Source organism: Methylomonas sp. LWB, from assembly GCF_001856095.1.
Classification (GTDB): domain Bacteria; phylum Pseudomonadota; class Gammaproteobacteria; order Methylococcales; family Methylomonadaceae; genus Methylomonas; species Methylomonas koyamae_A.
The window spans coordinates 40,080-60,268 of sequence record NZ_MKMC01000016.1 but is presented as its reverse complement, the minus strand read 5'-3'; the positions used below and the strand labels follow the sequence as shown (position 1 = coordinate 60,268).

At 55.3% G+C, this 20,189-nt stretch carries 16 protein-coding genes; 1 reads left to right on the top strand and 15 read right to left on the bottom strand.

Annotated elements, in window-relative coordinates; genetic code table 11:
• From BJL95_RS09395 to BJL95_RS09360, 8 genes are all read right to left on the bottom strand, one after another.
• A partial coding sequence (locus BJL95_RS09395) for a hypothetical protein (RefSeq protein WP_175463678.1) occupies positions 1–1,100 on the bottom strand: 1,100 nt, incomplete at its 3' end.
• Positions 1,101–1,877: 777 nt separating this feature from the next.
• On the bottom strand, positions 1,878–2,510 hold the full coding sequence (locus BJL95_RS09390) for a glycoside hydrolase family 19 protein (RefSeq protein WP_071157404.1): 633 nt from the start codon (positions 2,508–2,510) through the stop codon (positions 1,878–1,880).
• A 35-nt stretch (positions 2,511–2,545) separates the two neighbouring features.
• Positions 2,546–4,171 carry a DUF2235 domain-containing protein gene (locus tag BJL95_RS09385; RefSeq protein WP_071157402.1) on the bottom strand — a complete coding sequence of 542 codons (1,626 nt, stop codon included), beginning with the start codon at positions 4,169–4,171 and terminating at the stop codon, positions 2,546–2,548.
• A gap of 522 nt (positions 4,172–4,693) precedes the next feature.
• Positions 4,694–5,506, bottom strand: a complete 813-nt coding sequence (locus BJL95_RS09380; protein ID WP_064025509.1) for an Mbeg1-like protein — start codon at positions 5,504–5,506, stop codon at positions 4,694–4,696.
• Positions 5,507–5,680: 174 nt separating this feature from the next.
• Positions 5,681–7,753, bottom strand: a complete 2,073-nt coding sequence (locus tag BJL95_RS09375) for a S8 family serine peptidase (protein ID WP_071157400.1) — start codon at positions 7,751–7,753, stop codon at positions 5,681–5,683.
• Between the two features lie 220 nt (positions 7,754–7,973).
• Positions 7,974–8,780, bottom strand: a complete 807-nt coding sequence (locus BJL95_RS09370) for a hypothetical protein (RefSeq protein ID WP_217631673.1) — start codon at positions 8,778–8,780, stop codon at positions 7,974–7,976.
• Positions 8,781–9,036: 256 nt separating this feature from the next.
• Complete coding sequence (locus BJL95_RS09365) at positions 9,037–9,762, bottom strand: hypothetical protein (RefSeq protein WP_071157396.1); 726 nt, start codon at positions 9,760–9,762, stop codon at positions 9,037–9,039.
• A 131-nt stretch (positions 9,763–9,893) separates the two neighbouring features.
• Positions 9,894–12,182, bottom strand: a complete 2,289-nt coding sequence (locus tag BJL95_RS09360; protein ID WP_217631672.1) for a hypothetical protein — start codon at positions 12,180–12,182, stop codon at positions 9,894–9,896.
• Positions 12,183–12,564: 382 nt separating this feature from the next.
• Between BJL95_RS09360 and BJL95_RS09355 the strand changes: the two genes are divergently transcribed.
• The gene (locus BJL95_RS09355) at positions 12,565–13,245 is read left to right on the top strand and encodes a response regulator transcription factor (RefSeq protein WP_083385844.1); all 681 of its coding nucleotides are present in this window, start codon (positions 12,565–12,567) and stop codon (positions 13,243–13,245) included.
• Here the strand turns inward: BJL95_RS09355 and BJL95_RS09350 are convergent.
• The 7 genes from BJL95_RS09350 to BJL95_RS09320 all read right to left on the bottom strand — a co-directional run.
• Positions 13,190–15,082 carry a hybrid sensor histidine kinase/response regulator gene (locus BJL95_RS09350; RefSeq protein WP_071157392.1) on the bottom strand — a complete coding sequence of 631 codons (1,893 nt, stop codon included), beginning with the start codon at positions 15,080–15,082 and terminating at the stop codon, positions 13,190–13,192. The two genes, BJL95_RS09355 and BJL95_RS09350, sit on opposite strands and share 56 nt — an antisense overlap.
• A gap of 692 nt (positions 15,083–15,774) precedes the next feature.
• Entirely contained in the window at positions 15,775–15,996 is a 222-nt protein-coding gene (locus BJL95_RS09345; RefSeq protein WP_064029905.1) for a DUF1289 domain-containing protein, read from the bottom strand.
• A 254-nt stretch (positions 15,997–16,250) separates the two neighbouring features.
• On the bottom strand, positions 16,251–16,565 hold the full coding sequence (locus tag BJL95_RS09340) for a DUF190 domain-containing protein (RefSeq protein ID WP_254786757.1): 315 nt from the start codon (positions 16,563–16,565) through the stop codon (positions 16,251–16,253).
• Positions 16,553–17,254 (bottom strand): fluoride efflux transporter CrcB, encoded by a 702-nt coding sequence (gene crcB, locus BJL95_RS26030; RefSeq protein WP_071157389.1) that lies wholly within the window; start codon positions 17,252–17,254, stop codon positions 16,553–16,555. The genes BJL95_RS09340 and crcB overlap by 13 nt, the downstream gene beginning before the upstream one ends.
• Before the next feature lie 10 nt (positions 17,255–17,264).
• Complete coding sequence (cysZ, locus tag BJL95_RS09330; protein WP_071157387.1) at positions 17,265–18,005, bottom strand: sulfate transporter CysZ; 741 nt, start codon at positions 18,003–18,005, stop codon at positions 17,265–17,267.
• Positions 18,002–19,030 carry an S-methyl-5-thioribose-1-phosphate isomerase gene (gene mtnA / locus BJL95_RS09325; RefSeq protein ID WP_071157385.1) on the bottom strand — a complete coding sequence of 343 codons (1,029 nt, stop codon included), beginning with the start codon at positions 19,028–19,030 and terminating at the stop codon, positions 18,002–18,004. The genes cysZ and mtnA overlap by 4 nt, the downstream gene beginning before the upstream one ends.
• 344 nt (positions 19,031–19,374) lie before the next feature.
• Positions 19,375–20,189 (bottom strand): response regulator (locus BJL95_RS09320; RefSeq protein WP_175463677.1); only part of this gene is annotated, 815 nt, incomplete at its 5' end.

Below are 20,189 nucleotides of genomic sequence, written 5' to 3'. Positions count from 1 at the left end.
AACGCGCCCCAGGACCCGCCGCGAATGGCCTTGCCGACCGCGCCGGCCACACTGGCTTCGGCTTTACGGGCATGGGCCTCGATTTCTTGGAAGCCGGCTTCGTCGATGCTGATGTCGGCGGATGTACCGGCGCGGCGGTCGTAAACCCAGTGCACCGGTTTGCTGAAATCAATGACGTAATCGGTCAAGCTGGCGGCGGCGTTGGTATTCGGCAGCACCGGCAACGGCGCGTAATGGTCGCGGACGGCTTCCAGGGCGATGCGCAAGGTGTCGGCGGCGACTTGGCTGTGGTCGATGCTGACGTGTGTGCCGGTTTCGACGATGCCCGGAAAGCCGTATTGGGTGCCGTCGCGACCGACGAAGCCGGGACTTTTTTTGGCCAGTTTGCTCGCGGCTTTGCCGAGTTGCTTGTCGAACAAAACCAGCACTTGCTCCAGCTTGGGGTCGTCGGTTTTCAGCTTCAACAGCGACGCGGCTTGCCGCTGCAATTCGGTTTGCTCGGCGGGGTCTTGGATGATTTGCGAAACCAGTTGCGCGCCGCCTTTTTTAAAATAGGCCTTTAGATATTCTTCTTCGAGCTTCAGGGCTTGCCGGGTGTCGGCTTCCAGTAATTCCTTTTCTGTATTGACCCGCTGTTTAAAGTGTTTGCGATGTTCGGCCAGATCGTCCTTGATTTTTTGGGCCAGACCGGCCGGGCCTTCCAGGTGCGGCGACGTCGTCAGCTTGTCCAGCAGATCGGCTATCAGCGATTGCTTGCCCAGCAGATTGCGGTCGTTCAAGCCTTCCAGCGTGTCGAGTTTGGCTTTGAGTTCGTCGGTTTTCTCTTCAACTTCGCCGAGTACCTTGGCCAAGCCGGGTTCGAGGCGCGACGTCAACGGCGCCATGCAGCCGACGAAGCGGGCGGCGTCGATATTGAATTCCGGCTTGGGCAGCGTCAGGTTCAAGGCCTCTAGTTTGTCCTTGATTTTCTCGAACGCCGGCAATTGGCCTAACGTGGTCAGTGGCGCCTTCGGCGCATCGGCACAGCCGGCGATCAGGCCGGTGGACAGGGCCAGCAGCCAGGGTAGTAGTCGTGAAGTGTTGATGTTTGAGTGGTCCATGGTTTGTCCTCATTGGCGTGAGTCATTTTTATGTTCGGCAACCGTTCAGGCCGTTGCCGTGTCCGTTCCGGCGCGCTTGCACCCTGTGTCATCAACCGCGCCGCGTCTGGTTTCCGCGCGGATCGAGTATAGAAGCAATATCAAAAACTGTTAGGTGGCTCACATTTAAATTGGTGCGCCAGTCAGAGTAGCGACTCATCGGGAAGCGCCACCACCAAGCTGGAGTCGCAAACCTAGGTTTGCACTCCGGAGCGAGCCTTACAGGCGCTTTCCCTGGTCTGGCTGTTGCCTAGGGTGCATGTTGCCGAGACTCTTTTGTCGCAATTCCGGCGCCGGACACCTTTGATTGCACCTGCTATAAGCGCCGAAAGTGGGTGCTTCTCCGGCAAACTGGAGTTGCAAACCTAGGTTTGCACACCGGCGCGTGCGTTACAGGCGGCCCAGACCTGTTTCGATTAAACCCGCGTTGGTGGGGCGTCGTCGCTTAAATCCATAATAGGAGGCGGTTTAGCGGAAGCTGCAAGCATATGCTCCGCCGGACGCCCCGGATCGAGACTGAAGCCGGTCCTACAGTCGCCGATGTAACAAGTGCTGATCGAGACTGGGCGAAAGCCGAGATTTAACCTCACCAACCGTTTGCTGAGCGAAGCCGAAGCGGATTTCGGTTTCGCTCGGTCCACCGGCTCATGGCTGCGATGCCGACCGGGGCTTGCCGCCGAACGCTTCAAACAGCCCGGCTCGCCGAGTGGGCGAGCCACGCGCCATGCAATTTTTCGCCTATTTCACCAACGGCTTGATGGTCCGATACAAAGCCAAGCGATCCTGCAAGCCGGCGGTGCCGCCGTTGATTTTCTTGGTGATCGCGGTGAAGTCCTCGACGTCGTTGTCGTCGGTTTGGTCGTCGGCCAAGGCATTCAAACCGTGGCCGAACCAAAAGTAGGCGGCGCTCAAAGCCGCCCATTTCGGTTCGATCAACAATTCCGGTTGCGCGAGCAAATCCACGCCCAAGGCCTTGCCGACATCGGCGTAATTGCTGCGGCCGGTGATTTGAATCAAGCCCCGGCCGCGAAACCGGTAGCCGTCGCCGGAGCTTTCCGGGCCGTTGCCGATCCGGTTGGCGTAAATGTAATTGGCTAGTTTTTCTTCGTTGGCGACATAGGGCGCGGCGACGGCTTCGGTCGGAAAGCGCTTGGGCCACACTGCTACCAGCCGCGCGGCGGTTTTGTAGAACAGGCCTTCCGTCAAGCGGTTGAATTGACCGGATTCGTGGCCGGTCTGGGCCAGAAAGCAGGCGATGCGGCCGGGATTGTTGATTTGAAATTGCTCCATCGCCGGGTTCAACGCCGCCGCCCAGGTATCGGGCGACTTACATTGCGGCAGCGCGGATTTGATTAGGTTGGCATCTATCATGGGTCACCTCCGTACAAGTATTCTTGGTTGGGACTTCACGGTTGGGCGCTGTTTTTTTGCGCCGTGAGGATGAGTTTTATCAAGGTCGCCATGTCCTGGCAGGTTTGATCCAGTTTATTGAGCAAGGAATTGCGCCGGTAATACAGCGCCGCCAACGTGCCGAGCATCAGCAGAGAAATCCAGCCGTGGACTTCCACCACGTAGCGGATAAAGTTTTCGAAGAATACCGGCGTCAGATAACGCAGCAAATCCGAAATCTCGCCGCTGAGGCCGCCGCTGGTCAGGTTGGTTACCGAATCGGGCGGATAGACCCACATAAACCACGACGCTAGGATGATCGCCATCGTCAGTTCCGAGAACCAGACGTACAAGTGTTTCCTGGCGTTAATGACGGCGTCGGCCTCGGCGCTAAGTTGCTGCCAAGCGGCGGATTTTGCCGAGGTATCCACGGTCAGTACCACCTTGGAGGCCGCCGCCGCAGGCGGATTGTTTGCGTCGAACACATGGTCTACCACATTGAATTTAGGCGGCAGGCCATCGGGTGCATAGGCCTCGCTGACTTCCAGGATTTTTCGGAACGCACTGCGGTGAATGGCGATGTCGGCGTCGTTTTTAAGCAGCCACTTGCCGGTTTTGGAATCTTTGGATAACTCGGCCAAATTGCGCGGTCCGTAGCGGTAATACATCGCCAAGCCGTCGCGCGAATCGTAGAGTTTGTCGTAAATGTTGGCGCCGTCCCGATAGCTTGCCAACACGTCGTCGTAGATAACCAAGCCGTGGGCCATGGCTTTTTCCAGCATCCAGACCAAGGCCACGTCGGACATGCCGGTGCGCGGGTAGCCGCCGCCGACGTTGGAATGCACTCCGGCAAACCAGACTTGCTCGACGTAATGGTCGTAGTCGCGCTCGTCCCAAACCAAGGGATGAAAGGTTTCCCGATCGTCGTCGATGGAGATCGCGTGATAGGCATTTTGGATGGCGTTATTCAGTTTGTAATCGTAAAAGCTATGCTTCCACCACGGGCTATGATCGGTTAACCAGTCCATGCTTCGACCGAAGCCTTGCAGCAGAACGCTGAAGTCCTTGGGAAAGCCCAACGCCGACACGGTATCCCAAACGCCGACGAAATGGATCTTCAAGTTGCCGTCGGGTGCGTGGTTTGGATCTTGGAACGCGAATTGTTTTTTGAACTGCTGGTGTTGGTTCGGATTACCGGTGCCGTAGCAGGTCATGGCTTGCTTGACCAAGCCCGATAGCACCGCGGAATCGATCGAGCCGTCGGTCTTTAAGAAGTGTTTGGGATCGATCAAGCCGCAAGCGTTTAAAAATCCGGCAAAGGCGCGCACGGTCGCCGCGCCGCGGCTGAAACCGAATAAAAAGATGTTGTCGCCGGGTACGTAGCATCTGGCCAGGAAGTGGTACAGATGGAGCACGTTTTTTTGAAAACCGAAACCGAATGCGCCGGACATCGCGGTCCAGTATTTGTTTTTGCTGGTGTCGCTCTTGTCGGTGCCGACCCCTTGGTCGTAAAAAGTGAATTGATGAGCCTTGCCGCTGGTGACGTCCACGGCCTTATAGGTTTTGTACACGTTGCTGTCGCTACCATACCCGCCTTTGTTGCCGGTGCCGTCCGAGCACAGCACGATATTTTTATTGCTCATGGAATACCTCTCTTGAAATTGGCGAAGAGCTTGTTTTTATTATTCAAACACCGAGATAAATGGCTCTCGGCCCTAACGCTTGTTACCTCGGCAGTTTAGTTCAGCGCGGAAAAAACGCCTTGTCGGGCCGATGATCGAATGCCTATTTTTCATTCGGCCGCAACGCAAGCCGACAGCTATTTTTTAAGTTCAAGGTTTATTTAGGGTTATCACTTCTACTTTGTCAGATTTACGCAACGCCGTCATGCCCGCCGGGAAGCGGGCATCCAGTGCCATGGATGGCAAGCTTCGATCCGTCCGTGGAGTCTGGATTTCGGCAATCCCTGCCGAAATGACGAGCACTACCGATTATCTGGCAAGGTAGAATTAACCCGGCCCTTGAATACCGTTCGCCCTGAGTCCTTCGGCTGCGCTCAGGAGAGTCCTGTCGAAGGGCATGCCAGCCTGGGATTAGCCAAGCTCGGCCCGAACGGATTACCAGTGATAAATAGCGCCGGGTTAATAACGCTGACCGGCCCCGCCTTATAAATTCTTCTCGATGTTTTGAATATAGTGATCGATAAAATGATGCTCGATAAAGGATGGAATTAAATCCAGTTTCTGGTTTAGCGAGCCTTTAATCCGCTCCATGAACTTAAACCAGTAACCGACATCCTCGTGTAATTTGCCTTCCGAATCGAAGAAGCGAATGCTGCCGCCTTCCTGGTATTGGTTGAGCCGGTCCGGCACGCGCGGCACGATGTCGTTATCGTTAACGAAGCGGAAATAGCGCGGCTTCAAGGCTTGGTCAAGCTCGCCGACAAAGCGGCGATCGCCGACCCGAGGTTGGCCGAAGGTGTACAAGCCGTTGATCGATTTGTAGATGCGTTGATCGATTTCCAGACTCAAGCGCGCGGCGGCCAGCACCGCCAACGCGCCGCCCAGGCTATGCCCGGTCAGCCATAGCGATTGCCCGTACTGGTGCACGTTTTCCAGCGTTTCGATCAAGGTATCCCAAATCACGTCGAGGGCATCGTCGAAGCCGGTGTGAATGTGGCCGTGCGGCGTCACGCGAAACGCCATCTTGGCGTCGGTACACCAGTCGTCCGGCACTTTCTCGGTGCCGCGAAACGCGATCACGATCGCACTGCCGCTGTGGGCGATAAAAGCTTGAGTATCCTGGCGCGAACCGGGAATCTTGCTGCCGTCGATGAAGCGGCCGTTAAAGCCTTGTACCGACAGTTTGTTCAAGACTTCGGCTTCGCCGGCATAGGCCAGCTTCGACGCCAGGGCCAGCGCATAGGCGTTCGGCAGCGAAAATTGGGTGTTGTTGGGTTCGATGCTGAGTTGTTTCATCTGATGTCCTCCGTTTGATTACAAAAAAGCCAGTGGCCTTGTCGGCGTGAGCTATTGGGTACCGACGCCGGCCGGGAGGCGGGTGGCTGAACTGGGCATCCTGCCCTATATTCGCGCTACCCCAAGCCGTTGCCGCTAGGATAAAGCGTCGTCGCGCGAGCCAAAGTGACCTAATCAACTTGATTTTCCCTTAACGCGCTTGGGTTTACCGGCCGGGCCAGCCGCCGCGATTGCCGACAAGTTCCGACTCGGGTGCGCGAATACTAGCTCAATGCCAAACGACACCAGCGTGCCGATGTCTCGGGGCGCCTTGTCCTCGATGTGCAAGGTCCAATTTCCCGTGCAATCCTTGCCCAACAACTTGGCCAGATCGGGCGCGGTGCTTTTGTCGTAGGTCTTCTTTAGATTTTTGGTCGCGCCGCCGGCTCGATTGTGCAACACGACCGGCTTCACGCCGGTGCCGGCCGGCGGCAGCACCGCGACTAGCAGATCGCCGATGTAGCTATGCTTGATGTCCACCGATACCGCGATGGCTTCCACCGGCGAGTTGTCGGCGACCGCCAGCGTGAACTCAACCGTTCGCAGGTCCGGTATCGGCGCGTCGAAGACTCGGCTGACCTTGACGCTATTACGGGGTTGCGGCTTCGCCAGATTGACGGCGGTCAGCGCGTTCAAGCGGCCGTAGCCGTATTTCGGACTATGGCCGTTGGCGTCGTAGTTGCCTTGTTGCGGATCGATCCGGTCGCAGGCGCGTTTGAACAACTCCTTGACCTCGAACCACTTTAGATTGGGATTGACCGCCAGTACCAAAGCCGCGACGCCGGCCGCGCCGGGGCAGGCGCTGGAAGTACCGCCGAAGCTGTTGGTGAAACTGCCGCCGGCATCGCCGTCCGCGACATTGCCGGCGTTGTAACCTTTGGCGCCGAGCCGGTCGGTGGTCCAAATGCCCGGCGTCAGAGGTTCCGGATGGCTTAGTTGCGCCAGCCCCAAGTCGCTGCTCGGGAAGGCGCACCACACCGCGTTGCCGAAATCGCTGTAAACGCTGCGTTTGCCTTGGTCGTTGCAGGCCGCGACGGCCATCAGTTTGTCGTAACTGGCATAACCGTCGTTATCGACCGACTCGTTGCCGTTGCCGGCGGCGAACAGAATCACGCAGCCCTTGCCGCCGCGGCCGTTGGTCACGGCGTAGTCGATCGCCAATTTGGTACTGGCCGGCAGGCGGGTGATTTGCTGGTGCGCCGGATCGCCGAGATTCCACCACTCGCCGTCGGCCGGGCCCCAACTGCAAGAAATCACGTCCGCGCCCTGATCGGCGGCCCATTTGAAAGCGTTGGCCTCCTCGATCGAGCCCAGGCCGGACGCCAGCCGAATCGGCATCAGCCGGGCATTGGGGGCAACGCCGGATGCGCCGAGCGTGCCGCTCGCGCAGGCGACGCCGGCGCAGGCGGTGCCGTGGTCGTCCGGAAAGCCCTTGTCCTTGGGCCTGGGGTCGCCGGTCTTGCTGGTGACATCCCAGGGCGCCACCACTTTACCGGTGCCGGAAAACTCCGGGTGATCGATGTCCACGCCGTCGTCGATCAGGGCGATCGTCACGCCGTCGCCGAGGGTCACGGCGTGAGCGGCCTCGACATTGGCATGGGCGTCGATGCCGACGCCATTCACCACGGTCTTCTTTAAATGCCACTGCTGCGGGAAAATACTCTTGCGAGTGCGCGGCCGGATCAGTTCCGGATGGCAATACTCCACGTCGTCGCGTTGCAACAGCTCATCGGCAATATCGAATACCTTCTGCCCGGTGCCTTCGACGGCGCCGACGAAGTAGGCGTTGGTGGCGTAGCTGACTTGTTCCTTGATCCGCAAACCGAGGCCGGTCAACAGCGCGCTACAGTCGTCCGGGTCGGCGCTATCGACGAATTTGACGAACAGATTTTCGGTATACAACACCGGCTCGCCGGTGCCGGGATCGATCAATACCCCGCCGGCGAAGCGCACATCCGGCACGGCGCGCAGGGCGGCTTTCCGGTCGCCGAGCGAGCGCGTCGGCGGCACTCGATACACCTCGACGCCGACGTCGGGGTAGGCCGCCACCAACACGCCATCATTCAACTGAGCCGAGTTGGGGTTGGGCACGGCGCCCCTGCTTTGAGTAATCGATCGGCCGCTCCGGGTCCGCACCGCGATTAAATCGTCGCCGGCTTCCAGGTCGAATCCTGGCTCGTTTTTGCTGCCGAAGTGGATGGTAGGCATAATGGACTCCTCGAAAAGAAGTTTGCGTTAACGCAGTGCAAGGGCTGGATAATTGCCCTTGGAAGTTAGGCTTGCCTTTTGGGTTGGATTCCGAAATGCAGCCTTGATGAACATGTAGACCTGGCGGCGATAGGCTTTCCGCCAGTTTTCCGAGCAAATCAATCGGTGGAAACGTGAAGCCGTTCGAACGTCTGGTTTTCACCGCTGCTGGAGGTTTTCATTAATTCGACACAAATTCCACCGTATTCAGATCGACGGGTATCTTGATCTGGTTATTGACTTGCTCCAATACTTGACTGAGTCTGCTCTTGAGTTGGCCGCCGTGGGCGATATGGGCAATCAATCGATCGTCCTCTCTCGGCAATGCCGCTAAAAAATCGTCCAGATCGCGGCCGGGCGCGAATTCGCCACCCGCCCAGCGCAACGCGTCCACGCAACGGCGAAAGATTTTCGGATAAATCAGTCTGCCGTGCTCGGGCTCCAGATCCGCTAGTTGAGTGACGGTAAAGCGTTTAGTTCTGTCCAATTTCCAAAGCCCCGATTTGGCGGTCTTGGCTTTTTTATAGGCGGCGATCAAGTTGGCTTGAATATCCGAAGACAGTCCGCCCGAATACAGACCCAGGTATGCCAGGCCGGTTTTGACGGCATGGTAGTTGTAAGTTTTGCTCAGCAAGGTTTCGGTAAGTTTGATGTCAGCGCCGTCTTGGTCGTCCGAATCGCGCAACACAAAAGCGATCGGTCTGCCGTGGCCTTCGAAGCCGTCGCACAGTATCGCCGCCTCGGTTTCCCAGGCAAAGCCGCTAGGCGCGACATGCCAGTTCCATTCCGCGGGATCGACACCCAGCCACTTCAATAGCCCGTCCCGGCTTTCCACGCCATGCGGTTGCTCCACGCCGGCGTAATGCAGTTCCGGCGTATCGATGGCTTGAAAACGGAGTTGATAACTTTCCTCGTCGCCAGCCACACTGGGCGGCGAGAAGTGCGGCAGGCCCTCGAACAGCGACATATCGTTGGCGATAAAACGCATGCTGTCCCCATCCGGCGACTGCCGCTGCCGAACAATCAAGCGGCCTTTAATAAGACGATAGAAACCTAGTGACATGATGAAACTACTTGTAATTGGTTAGAATAGCCGTAGTGGACATATATCATTTGGCGGAACTGTTGACGCGTTCCGCCTTACGGGTTGTGATTTCGATAAATAGGTTAAGTTATTGTCAATGTTGTTATTAAAGTAAGGGCTAAATGTATTTTGAATTTATAGAATAATAATTAAATCGAATTCACTCTGAGTGGCAGGTGCTGAATATTCTATTGCTGGTTAAAATTGATCGGCGCTCTCGTCTGCTGCCAACCGGTGGCCTAGCGCGATGATTGACTTTTTCCGCTGTTAGTTGGGTCCAGCCATTACCGGAATTTATATCATAGATACCAATATAGCCGCCTTTTAGTAGCTGAAAAGGTTTTGTTATTTTATTGGAATAACAAAATTGGGTTGTGTTCGGCTTCCAAAACGATTCAAACCAACTTGGAAACACAAAATCCGAGACTAAAATATTATTTATTTTATAGCCAAATTTATCAGCCTCACAGGCATCGCAAACTTCATAAGCATACAAACGTCCACCGCGATTTGATTCGTCAAAGACGGTAAGATTTATAGTTGGGTCGGCCAACATTTCCAATAACTCATGACTAGCTGTCACGCTCCAGGCATCGCCATAATGCAAGTCGGTTTTTGCAAAAACTTTGCCGATAGGTAAACCGGTACTTGTTAAATCGTGATAACCCAAAGCTCCGGCTTGGTCCGAATCGTCGAGAATGGCAAGCCACCATTCGTGTGCGGTAGGTTTTTCTTGCTTGGATAACGCTCGCAACGTCGCATCAATTCCCCACACTGGAGCAAAATCACGCGAGACTTGGATTTGAAGGGCGGCCACTGTTTTAGCAAAATCCTCATCTTTTACCACGGTGCTGGCATTTATAACTGCAACATGAATATTAGGCATGGCGTGAACTCCGTAATGGTTTAATATTGTTAAGTTGGTAAGTTTTTCAACAGGGTTTAGAAAATGTAAGCATGCTATTTATCAGAAAAAATTCTAAAAAGATAAAGCATGGTCATCCAAAAACTTGGCAATCAGTTAGCTGAATTATTTGGCACATCCATTGAAATAGGCACCTGTATAGAGCCGGTAACTTTGTTGGTTGCTGGCTTGTCTGTTGTAGGAGAAGTTTGCGGTTTTACGTCAATAATTTCCACTTTTATCGGTGCCGTGAATAAGAAGTTTTTGTTATCCGGTTTGATAGGGATTTTGAATGAAATCGGCGAGTCGCCAACGACGGATGCCGAGATTCGTATTTTATTGTCATCCGGTTCGGTATTGGACACTTTAAAAGAGCCAGTGTTTTGTGGTACGAATTCTATCTTGGAGGTATCTAGCTGTTTTAAGTTACTTCCAAGAATTAAAATTTCGTTATTATCAGCCAATACGTTGTTTCCGGAACGAGTCAGTCGTATTTTGTTTGGAATGATTTCCGTGATAAAAGGCTGGAGTTTGGGTTTCGTATCCTGCGGGGCGGCTGGAAACAAAATGTCTTGTGGAATATCCTGAATGCTAACGGTAGCTAAAGAGTATTTCTGTGTCCAATATTTTAACGTAAGAAAATCCCTGCTACGCGCCAATATTTGGCATTCAACGTTGTTTTTGTTACACTGTCTAATATCACTATCCAAGTTTTTATATTTGAGATTCAAGTCATAAAGAATATTTATATGTTCTGACGTTTTATCTTTGCTAAAGAAATAATAGCCGGGATCGTAAAAGAAGTGGCCAATTGTTCCCCAAAAACCGCGACTGTCCGCTCTTCGCCAATCGAAATTTTGTGTCATTGCTAAATGCGGTTCCATAATTTTCCACTGGTCAGAGCCTGATCCTTGTTTACAAGATTTTTCTCCATCAGGGTCAAGGGCCGGCGGAAGGACACATTTTCTAACTCGAAGGTTCAAGTCATTCTGGTCCAAACCAATTAACAGTAATACCGGAAAGGATTGCGGCTGTAAAATATTGGCACTTCGATTGTTTTCGTCTTGTATATCCAGACCTACAAATTGCGGCGCGATTTGATAGCCAAATTGACCACCATTAATACTGTAAGAATTAACAACAGTATTGACAGTTCGGGATCTACTGTCGCTTTGATTGCTGCGGACAAATTGTTCGAAGATGCTGGCTTGACCATCGAGATTCATTTCTTTCAGGATGCCGGCAAGCGCCAAGGAAAACTCCATCACACTTCGTTCCGAATTACTCAAATCCAATGTTTGGCTGGCCGTCAACGGAGAAACAGCAGCAATTAGTGGTTTAGGCCAAATATCTTCATTTTCTGACAAAATGTATTCATTTGGAAAATATTCGAGGGTTGTTGAAGTATTGCAGTTATCAATATCTTGTTTTGCATTTTTAGTATTTGCGTCTTCTGAACCCGTTGATTCAGTTTTTTTAGAGTCTTGCGGTGATTTATCTTCCTCGATATTCCATGTGCTTTTGACCGTTTTTCGTACGTCACAAGGAATCTGTGTTTGCTCTAAAAACTTCTGTTTTGCCTGATAACTCGCGGGGGCATAATCAATTTTCATTTCGGCGGATAATCGCGCAAAAAAACCCTCTCGGGTGCGCCAGCCTGGATTGACCGAAACCATCGAGGAGGCAATAAATAATACCTTCCCTTTGAATTGGTTGGCCATTGAAGGATCGCCAAGAATGCGGTAGGCGGTTTCGACCGCTTTGTCGCCAGCCGCGATATGTAGCGCATCGCGATTACTGATTGATAATTGAAGATCGCTCGGCAACAGCGTTCCAGGCGCCTTAACCAAGCTATTGTCTTTTAATAGCGCTTTAGCTTCATCTGCAAATTTTGGGTCTTTGGGATCAATCGGCGTTGTCGTGTCTCGGTGGGGTGCTGTTGCTGAAACCGGTTTTAAATTGGTTAAACAATCGTCCCAGGTTTTTAATTTAGTTTCTTTCTTATCAGGATCGGACTCGTCAACATATAGCGCTTTTCTTTCATTACAAATTGCCATTTTCTCGGTTGTATATCCGTCTAGTGCCGATTCTGAGCTTTGGTATTGCTGTAAATCCGTCTGGAATTGTTGGCCAATCATCGGGTTATTTTTGATTTGCAATGAACCGGCTATCACGTTGGCCATCATCAATGCATGCGCAGCACCGCCTTGAGATATTTTTTTGGCCTCTTCCAAATACTCCTTGCTGTCTTTCTTCAAGTCGAAGTTATTGCTACTTTGGCTTTTTCCCAGAACAGGATAAGACATAAGCACTTCGCCGAATTCGTCATTCATACTGCGTAAGGTGTCGAGTGCTTCGGCAGCGCTATCCAAATGTTCTTTTATATCCTCTATATCTTTCATCGACTGATTCGGTTGATCGGCAAAACTAATTGAAATAATTATTGAAAGTATTGTGAAAAATATATTTAATAGTGTTTTTTTCGATTTCATAATGTATTTTGTTAAAGTTTTTATAAAATTCGTTAATAAAAAGGTATGCTTATCGATAATGGATACTAACTGCCTATATTTCAGTGAGCTATATGTTCACGCATAGCGATAGTTATCGAATTTATCTTAGATTGGGATATTCTCGGTCCTAAATATATTAATTTATGAGCCTATTGTTGATTCTCTCGAAATACAATTCTTTACGCCACTTGTTTTCCGTACTAGTACAAATGTACTGGGTCTATTGTGGGCTGTACGGGGTTACAATCCTCTAATCAGGCTTGCCACGGGGATGAAGACTGTGAATATTTTGTTGATCGACGACCACTTTTGCGCGCGCGAAGGGGTGGCGTGTTTGTTGAAACAGATTTATCCGGACGTGCAAGTGTTCGAGGCCGAGAGTTTCGCGGCCGGCCTGGCCATCGCCAACGCCCAGCCGTTGAATTTGGTGTTGCTGGATTTGCAACTGCCGGATTGCAGCGGTTTGGAGGGCTTGGCTAAGCTGAAGGCGGATTTTCCGGAGCTGTGCGTGGTGATGTTTTCCGGAGTCGGTGATCGGGATTTGGTGTTTCAGGCTTTGAAGGCGGGGGCGATGGGCTTCGTGGTCAAGACGATTTCTCGGCAGGGGTTTGTCGAAGCCTTGCGCGATTTGTTGTCGGGCCGGGTGTATTTGCCGGCGACGGTCACCGGCGAGACGCCGGCCGGCGACGCCGGTGCGCCGAGCGGACTGGCCCAGGTTACCGATCCGGCCAGTCTGGGTTTGACGCCGCGCGAATTCGATATTTTGCGCTGGATCGCGCGCGGCTACAGCAATAAGCAAATCGCGCTGCAATTGGCGATTCAGGAGCAAACCGTCCGCAACCACCTGCGGCCGATTTTTTTGAAGTTCGGCGTGACTCGGCGCACCGAGTTGCTGGTCAAGCTGTTTGTGCGAGGGATTGTGTTTGGTAAGCCGGGAGTGGGCAATAGCTAGGCTGATTCGGCGTCTCGCCCATCGTGCGCAGCATGGCTTCCATCAGCGTCTTGGGACTGGCCGGCTTGCGCAACAAGCCGGTACGGGCCGGCCACAGTGCCTTGTCTTGCTCGGAGATGCCGTCTGCCGAGAGCACCAGAACCGGCACCGGGCCGCAGTCGGCGTGGACGGCGGCGATGACGTCGTGAGCAGTTTCGTGTTGTTTCAAGTAAAAGTCGGTAATTAGCAGGTCCGGAATCGCCAGATTGTCGGCCAGTGTCATGTGGGTGTCGGCCAACGACAAGGCGGTTTGCACTTCACAACCCCAACTTTGCAACTGGCAGGCCAGGCCGTCCAGGGCTTTGGCGTCGTCGTCCACGATCAAGACGTAGCGGCCGCTGAAGTCGCCGGTGACGGCCGGCTCGCCGGTGTTGGCGTCTTGTTGGTGCGCGATCGGTAGATAGACTTGAAAGTCGCTGCCCCGGCCTGGGCGCGAATCAAGGTTCATCGTGTGGTTGGGCAAGTGTTGCAGCATCGTTGACGCATAGTACAAGCCGATGCCCAGGCCCGGCGTCGTGGCGTCGGTTTCGCGTCCGAGTTTACCGCGCACCGCGTCTTCGAAGATCTTGTCGCGCAGTTCGGCCGGGATTCCGGCGCCGCTGTCGCGGATGTGCAGTTTTAGCCGGCCGGCGCCGATGTTGACCGCCGCCACGCTGATCCAGCCCGAGCGGGTGTATTTGATGGCGTTGTCGATCAGATTGCCGACGATTTGCGCCAATATGCTGGGATCGGTATGTACGTTGTAAGGCGGTTTGCGGCGCAAGCGGACCTTTAGGCGCAGGCCGCGCGCGGCGGTTTGCGGTGCGAATTGGGTTTCCAGACTCGCGAGAAAAACATTGATATCGACGGTGGCGAGTTGCGGGATTTGCTTGCCGTTTTCGACGTTGGCGATCTGAAAGATATGGTTGATGGTGCGGCTTAGTTCGTCGATGGCCAAGCCCATGCGGTTGGCCAGCGGTTTTAAATGCGCCTGAGTCGGCTCGCCGCAGGCGGTTTCCATCACCGAGGCGTAACAATTCAAGGCTTGTAGCGGTTGGCGCAAGTTGTGACCGATTTGTGCTAGGAAGCGCGCCTTGTCGTCGGCGTTTTGCTGGGCATTGCGTTTTTCCCGAAAGGATTTGCGGGCGTAAGCTTCAAGTTGGCAACGGGTGCAGACGCCGAACAGGTTGACGATGGTCAGATTAATCATCGACGAGATCAGGTCCGCCGCCCCGACACCTAAGGCATGGCCGGCCAACGGCATCGCGATCGACGTGGCCCAGCCGAAGCCGATCGTCGCGCGCAAGGACATGAACATTTGTCCGTAACTAAAAAAGTACATCGGCAGTAAACAGGGCCAGGTCGATGGGTAATCGGCCGCTTTGCCGTCGATGATGAACAGGATAAGCAAATTCGCGGCCGACAGGCCGGCGCTCCATTTAGCGATGGTATTAATCTGGCGGACGGCATCCCCATGAGTTTGCAAATATGCGAACAAGCCGACCAGTACCGCGATGATGGGCATTCGCGGCAGGGCATTGCCGATCGAGTCGGCGCCAGTGTGTAAATCCAGCAGGATGTAGGCCAGGAAGGCGCCGGCACCGAGTAATAACGCCCATTTCAGAGGAGCCAGCAATACTTGGTAACGTTCCCGCCAAAACGCCTGTTCGGACGCGGCGTCGAATTTGGGTATCGCGAATAAATGACCGGGACTTATAGCGTCGCAACAGGCTTTGAAGACCGCGGAAAAATCGGGTTTGGCCGGCGCTCTGAAAAAAGCGAGGTTGGCTAGATTGGAGTAAGGACTGAAGTTTTGCATGCCGCGATATCCGAGTGCTCGGCGGCATTTGCTGACGAATAAGGAAGCCGGCTAGCCGCGCTGATTGTTATTTTTCATGCGAGCGGCATTGTCCCTAGTCCGGACGGATTTGGCAATTGTGAAAATCTAACAGGGAAACTATAGCATTCCTCGGCTACACTTAACGGCTGCCGTTTAGAACGCGACGCCAATATCGCCGGTAAACTCGGTGTGTGCTGATGGACGAGGGGACGCACACGGGCCACGATTGCCGAAATGTGCATTGGGTAGTTCAGATCTGTTCAAGACCGTCATGCCCGCCGGGAAGCGGGCTTCCAGTGCCATGGATGGTATGTTTAAATCCGTCCGTGGCGTCCGGATTCGCTCCGCGCTCTAACGGGTCCGGCAATCCGTGCCGGAATGACAATGTTCATTGAGTAATCCGACAAAGTAGCAGTAGGCGGCAGACTTTCTCATCCCCGCAAAAAACGTATCGTAACGGTTCAATGTTACTCTCGTAACACGAACCTCGCCCCCGCAATCGCGGCTGAAGCCGTTCCGACAATCGCCAAGCGTTTTTCCGAGCCAACGCGCAGAATATGGATTGAAATGTTCAGAGGTGCCTGTTGGAGCGGCTCGTACCGCTCCAACACTACCAATTTTCTACAGCACGTCGGCGGCCATCAAAAATTACAGCGGCCGAACTTGCCGCGTCAGCCGGCGTTTTCCTCGGCGGCCTTGGCAAGTTTCTTCAGTACGCTTTTGCCTATCTTAGCCACGAAGTCTTCCGGATTGTCGTATTGCTGTTGTTGCACGAATTCGACAATGGATTTGACCAGTTTCTTGGTGTCGGCGATTTCCTGGTGCGAACGGCCGCAGCCTTGGCAATGGCTGCCGTCGCTGGTGCATTGGTCGATACAAGGGCTGTATTTCATGGTCTGTCCTGTTCAAAGAGTGAAGGTTGGTGAATCGAGTTCCGGGATTAGGGTGCTTTGACGGCGCTCGGGGTCGCGTCCGTGGCGGTTATCGAGCACGCGTTCATACGAACAAAGGCGGACCCCGAACGCTCGCAAGCAAGGCGTCCCCCGAAATCCGGTGTGGAAGCGCTGTCGATCGCGGCTAAAGTCGCTCCGATGCGGTTGACGTTCATTGGCTGGGCGGAGGCAACCGTTTCATGATCGTTAGGGGGTTAACGCGCGTCGGCTTCCGGTGTATGCAAAGTGACCGGCCAACTGACGATGTGCGCCAAGCCGCCTTGAATTTCCAAGTGGGCTAGGATCGCGGCAACCCGCTCGGGGCGGTCGTAAAACTCGACCACCAGCGGCAGGTCCAGCGCCAGATCGGCCAGTGCGGCGGTGCGGATTTCCCGGTCGGCGCCAAAGCCGGCGATGCCGCGCAGCACCGTGACGCCGCGCACGCGTTCGTCGCGTAAAGTATCCAACAACCGGGCCAGCAGATGCTCGCCCTCGCGCAGATAAATCCGCGCCAACGTTACGGTTTCCATTGCCATAGCCAATTCCCCAAGCGCGAACCCAACCAGACCGTCGCGACGCCGAGCATCGCATTGACGACGAACAAACTCAACAAGCCCTGGAACTCTAGGCGAATCTCAGGCAGTCCCAACGTCAGTCTCAGCGTCGAGACCACGGTCAATAGCCCTAGCAGCACGACGTAAATCGCGGCTCGCCATTCGGCCGAGTATGCGCCCCTTTGCAACAACCATTCGGTGGCGGTGGCAATCAGCAAGGCCAACAAAAGTGCCAGCGCCATTTCGCCGTAGCGCAGACCGTGGCCCAGCCAGGGATATAAGGCGTCGGCGAACAAGGTGCGGCCCCAGATTAGGCCTACCCAGCAGGCCACCAGGCACAATACGGTGCTCAGTAAAATATTTAGGAAAGCCTTCAGTAAACTGCCGGCCTCGAACAGGTACAGGGTTTCGATGGCGAAGGTCGAAAACGTGGTGTAGGCGCCGAGGAATCCGACCAGGATGGCGGCCCGCCATTCGACCGCCAGCGCAAAACGTTGCAGCATCAATTCGGTCAGAAACCCCATCAAAAACGAGCCGGACACGTTGATGAACAGCGTGCCGTGCGGAAAGCCGCGCCCTAGCAGCCCGTAGATCGCGTTCGCCAGTAAAAACCGGCTGACCGCGCCGATCGAACCGCCCAGGGCAATGGCCAGGATTTGCTGCATCGCCGCGCCGTCAGCTCGCTTCGTCGCTGCCGGCCGGCGGCAAGACCCGGTCCACGTACAAGGTCGCGGCAATCACCGCGGTCTGGCCCATCACCAGATTGACGATGGGCAGCGTCAGGCCCAGGCCGGTCAGTGCGCCGAAGCTCAACATGCTCCAGCGCCGCTGTTGCATGAAGCGCTTTTGCGCGTCGAAGGTTTGGCCGCGATTTTCCAGCGGATAGGCGATAAATTCCATCGCGATGCCCCAGGCCGCGAACGCCGCCCACAGCACCGGCGCGATCAGATTTACCACCGGAATCAGAAACAGCACCAATAGCGGCAGCACCCGCAGCAACAGATAGCCGATGCGCTTCAGTTCGCCGAAAAACACCCGGTCCCAGCCGGCGTCGGCCGCGACCGGCGCGTGGCCGTGCAACAGAGACAAGGTTTTGGCTGACAGGCGGCTGTAATAGGGCGCGGCGATCAAATTGGCGACCAGCGTGAACGTAAAGAAGCCGATCAGCAAGAAACTGATAAAAAACAACGGCCATAGTATCCAGCTCAACCAGGATAGCCAGTCGGGAATCGCTTGGTGGATCAGCGCGGACACCGAGTGATAGCCGAGGATGAAGGCGCCGGTATACAGCACCGTATTAATCAACAGCGGAATCAGCAAATACTGGCGCAGTTCGGCGCGGGTCAGTAATTTCAAGCCGTCCAGCAAACAGCCGACGGCCAGCAGCGGGCTGTTAGCGTCGCGGATAGCGTTCATGGCGCCAAACTCCTTACCCCGTGCAGGCCGGGATCGACGACGACACCGCGTTCGGTGACGATGGCGGTGATCAATTCGGCCGGCGTTACGTCGAATACCGGATTCCAGGCGCCGACCAGCGAATCGCTGTCCAAATAGCAATCGGCCAGCAATTCGTTGGGATTGCGTTCTTCGATTTCGATGGCGTCGCCGGTCGCCAGACTCAGGTCCAGCGTGGAGGAGGGCGCGGCCACCATCAACTTGACGCCGTGGCGTTTGGCCAGCACCGCCAGCGAATAGGTGCCGATTTTGTTGGCGACGTCGCCGTTGGCGGTGATCCGATCGGCGCCGACCACAATCCAGTCGATTTTGCCGGACTTCATCAACCAGGCCGCCGCCGAATCGGCGATCAGCGTGGCCGGAATGCCGTCCTGGGCCAGCTCCCAAACCGTCAGTCGGGCGCCTTGCAGCCAGGGGCGGGTTTCGTCGGCGTAGACTTTGTTAATCTGACCGCGCCGGTGCAGGCTACGGATCACGCCCAGCGCGGTGCCGTAACCGCCGGTGGCCAACGCGCCGGCATTGCAATGGGTCAGTACCGAGCAAGCCCCGCCGATTAAATCGGCGCCGCGTTCGCCCATCGCATAATTGGCGGCGATGTCGTCGGCATGGATGGCTTCGGCTTTGGTGGCGAGCGCCGCGAGCGGGTCGGCGGGTGCGGCGGCCAGCACGTCGCGCATTTGCGCCAGTGCCCAGAACAGATTGACGGCGGTCGGCCGCGATGCGGCCAGCAGGTCGATGTCGCGGGCGACTTTGTCTTGCCAGGTCGGGTCCGGGTAGTGATATTTGGCCGATAGTACGACGCCGTAGGCGGCGGCGATGCCGATGGCCGGCGCGCCGCGTACCCGCATCGACACGATCGCGTCGGCCACGCCGGCGGCATCGCGGTATTCGTCGTAACGGATATGCGCCGGTAAGGCCCGTTGATCCAAGACGTTCAGACTGGAGCCGGTCCACTGTAGGGCTTGTACCGATAATTGAGAGCTCATGCGTAAGATGTATGTTGTCGGAAAAGGGGGCTTGGCTTAGATCTACTTCGTCAGATTATTCAATAAGCATTGTCATTCCGGCATGGATTGCCGGACGCGTTAGAGCGCGGAGCGAACCCGGACTCCATGAATGGATTTAAGCCTACCCTCCATGGCACGGGATGCCCGTTTCCCGGCGGGCATGACGGTCTTGAACAAATCCGACAAAGCAGAATTTAGTCGCTGTCGTCAGGCAACGGTTCGGGAAGTCGATGATTTTACCTGAGCGTTTCGACTATTTTAAGCCGATTCCGGCCCGCTTCGATAGGCCGGCGTTCGGCTTGACCGGGCGCGGAGGGCCCACTTTAACCGCTTTCGTCGTCCAGGCCGGGATATTGCGCTATTAAACCCCGTAAATAGTGCAAGGCCCGCGGCAGATCGTATTTTTCGACCAATGGGTCCATGGTTTGGATTGCTTCGGCCGCGACCACGCGGGCCAGCGCCGGCTTGAGGTCTCGCCAAGCGTCGGCGGCTTTCAAATTGCCGCCCGCCAGCAATATCGCCAGTTCCCGCAGCCGCTCGCGTAAGGTGTCGAGCGAAATCGGCGCGGCCGCCGCCGGCGGATCGACGTCGCGGGCGCAGGTGCCGGCGGCGGGAATCCAGCGCCGCAACACATCGAACAACAGGTCCGGATCGAAGGGCTTGGCCAGAAAATCGTTCATGCCGGCGTCGCGGCAGGCTTGGCGGTCTTCCTCGAAGGCGTTGGCGGTCATCGCCACGATGGGTAGCTCGTGGCCGTGGTCGGTGTTCCGAATCAAGCGGGTGGCTTGCAGGCCGTCCATGACCGGCATCTGCATGTCCATTAAAATAAGGTCGTAGCGGCGTAGCTCGACCATTTCCAGTGCTTGTTGGCCGTGCTCGGCCACGTCGACTCGCAAGCCGACGCTTTCCAGCAAGGCCTTGGCGACTTCTTGGTTGATATCGTTGTCCTCGACCAACAAAATCTCGGCCGAGCGACGGAAATCGGGCGCCGGCACTTGGGCGATCGGCGCGCTAGGGTTCAGCTCGCGTTGCAGCGGAACTTCGAACCAAAAGGTGCTGCCCTGGCCCGGTTGGCTGTCGACGCCGACGTTGCCGGCCATCATCCGCGCCAAATGGCGGCTGATGGCCAGGCCCAAGC

Bases quoted from the DNA above. Each gene is read 5' to 3' on its own strand.
- BJL95_RS09375 (WP_071157400.1), bottom strand. From the start codon at position 7,753: ATGCCTACCATCCACTTCGGCAGCAAAAACGAGCCAGGATTCGACCTG.
- BJL95_RS09380 (WP_064025509.1), bottom strand. From the start codon at position 5,506: ATGAAACAACTCAGCATCGAACCCAACAACACCCAATTTTCGCTGCCG.
- BJL95_RS09340 (WP_254786757.1), bottom strand. From the start codon at position 16,565: ATGGAAACCGTAACGTTGGCGCGGATTTATCTGCGCGAGGGCGAGCAT.
- BJL95_RS09365 (WP_071157396.1), bottom strand. From the start codon at position 9,762: ATGCCTAATATTCATGTTGCAGTTATAAATGCCAGCACCGTGGTAAAA.
- BJL95_RS09385 (WP_071157402.1), bottom strand. From the start codon at position 4,171: ATGAGCAATAAAAATATCGTGCTGTGCTCGGACGGCACCGGCAACAAA.
- BJL95_RS09370 (WP_217631673.1), bottom strand. From the start codon at position 8,780: ATGCGTTTTATCGCCAACGATATGTCGCTGTTCGAGGGCCTGCCGCAC.
- BJL95_RS09360 (WP_217631672.1), bottom strand. From the start codon at position 12,182: ATGAAAGATATAGAGGATATAAAAGAACATTTGGATAGCGCTGCCGAA.
- mtnA (WP_071157385.1), bottom strand. From the start codon at position 19,030: ATGAGCTCTCAATTATCGGTACAAGCCCTACAGTGGACCGGCTCCAGT.
- crcB (WP_071157389.1), bottom strand. From the start codon at position 17,254: ATGCAGCAAATCCTGGCCATTGCCCTGGGCGGTTCGATCGGCGCGGTC.
- BJL95_RS09390 (WP_071157404.1), bottom strand. From the start codon at position 2,510: ATGATAGATGCCAACCTAATCAAATCCGCGCTGCCGCAATGTAAGTCG.
- cysZ (WP_071157387.1), bottom strand. From the start codon at position 18,005: ATGAACGCTATCCGCGACGCTAACAGCCCGCTGCTGGCCGTCGGCTGT.
- BJL95_RS09345 (WP_064029905.1), bottom strand. From the start codon at position 15,996: ATGAAATACAGCCCTTGTATCGACCAATGCACCAGCGACGGCAGCCAT.
- BJL95_RS09355 (WP_083385844.1), top strand. From the start codon at position 12,565: ATGAAGACTGTGAATATTTTGTTGATCGACGACCACTTTTGCGCGCGC.
- BJL95_RS09350 (WP_071157392.1), bottom strand. From the start codon at position 15,082: ATGCAAAACTTCAGTCCTTACTCCAATCTAGCCAACCTCGCTTTTTTC.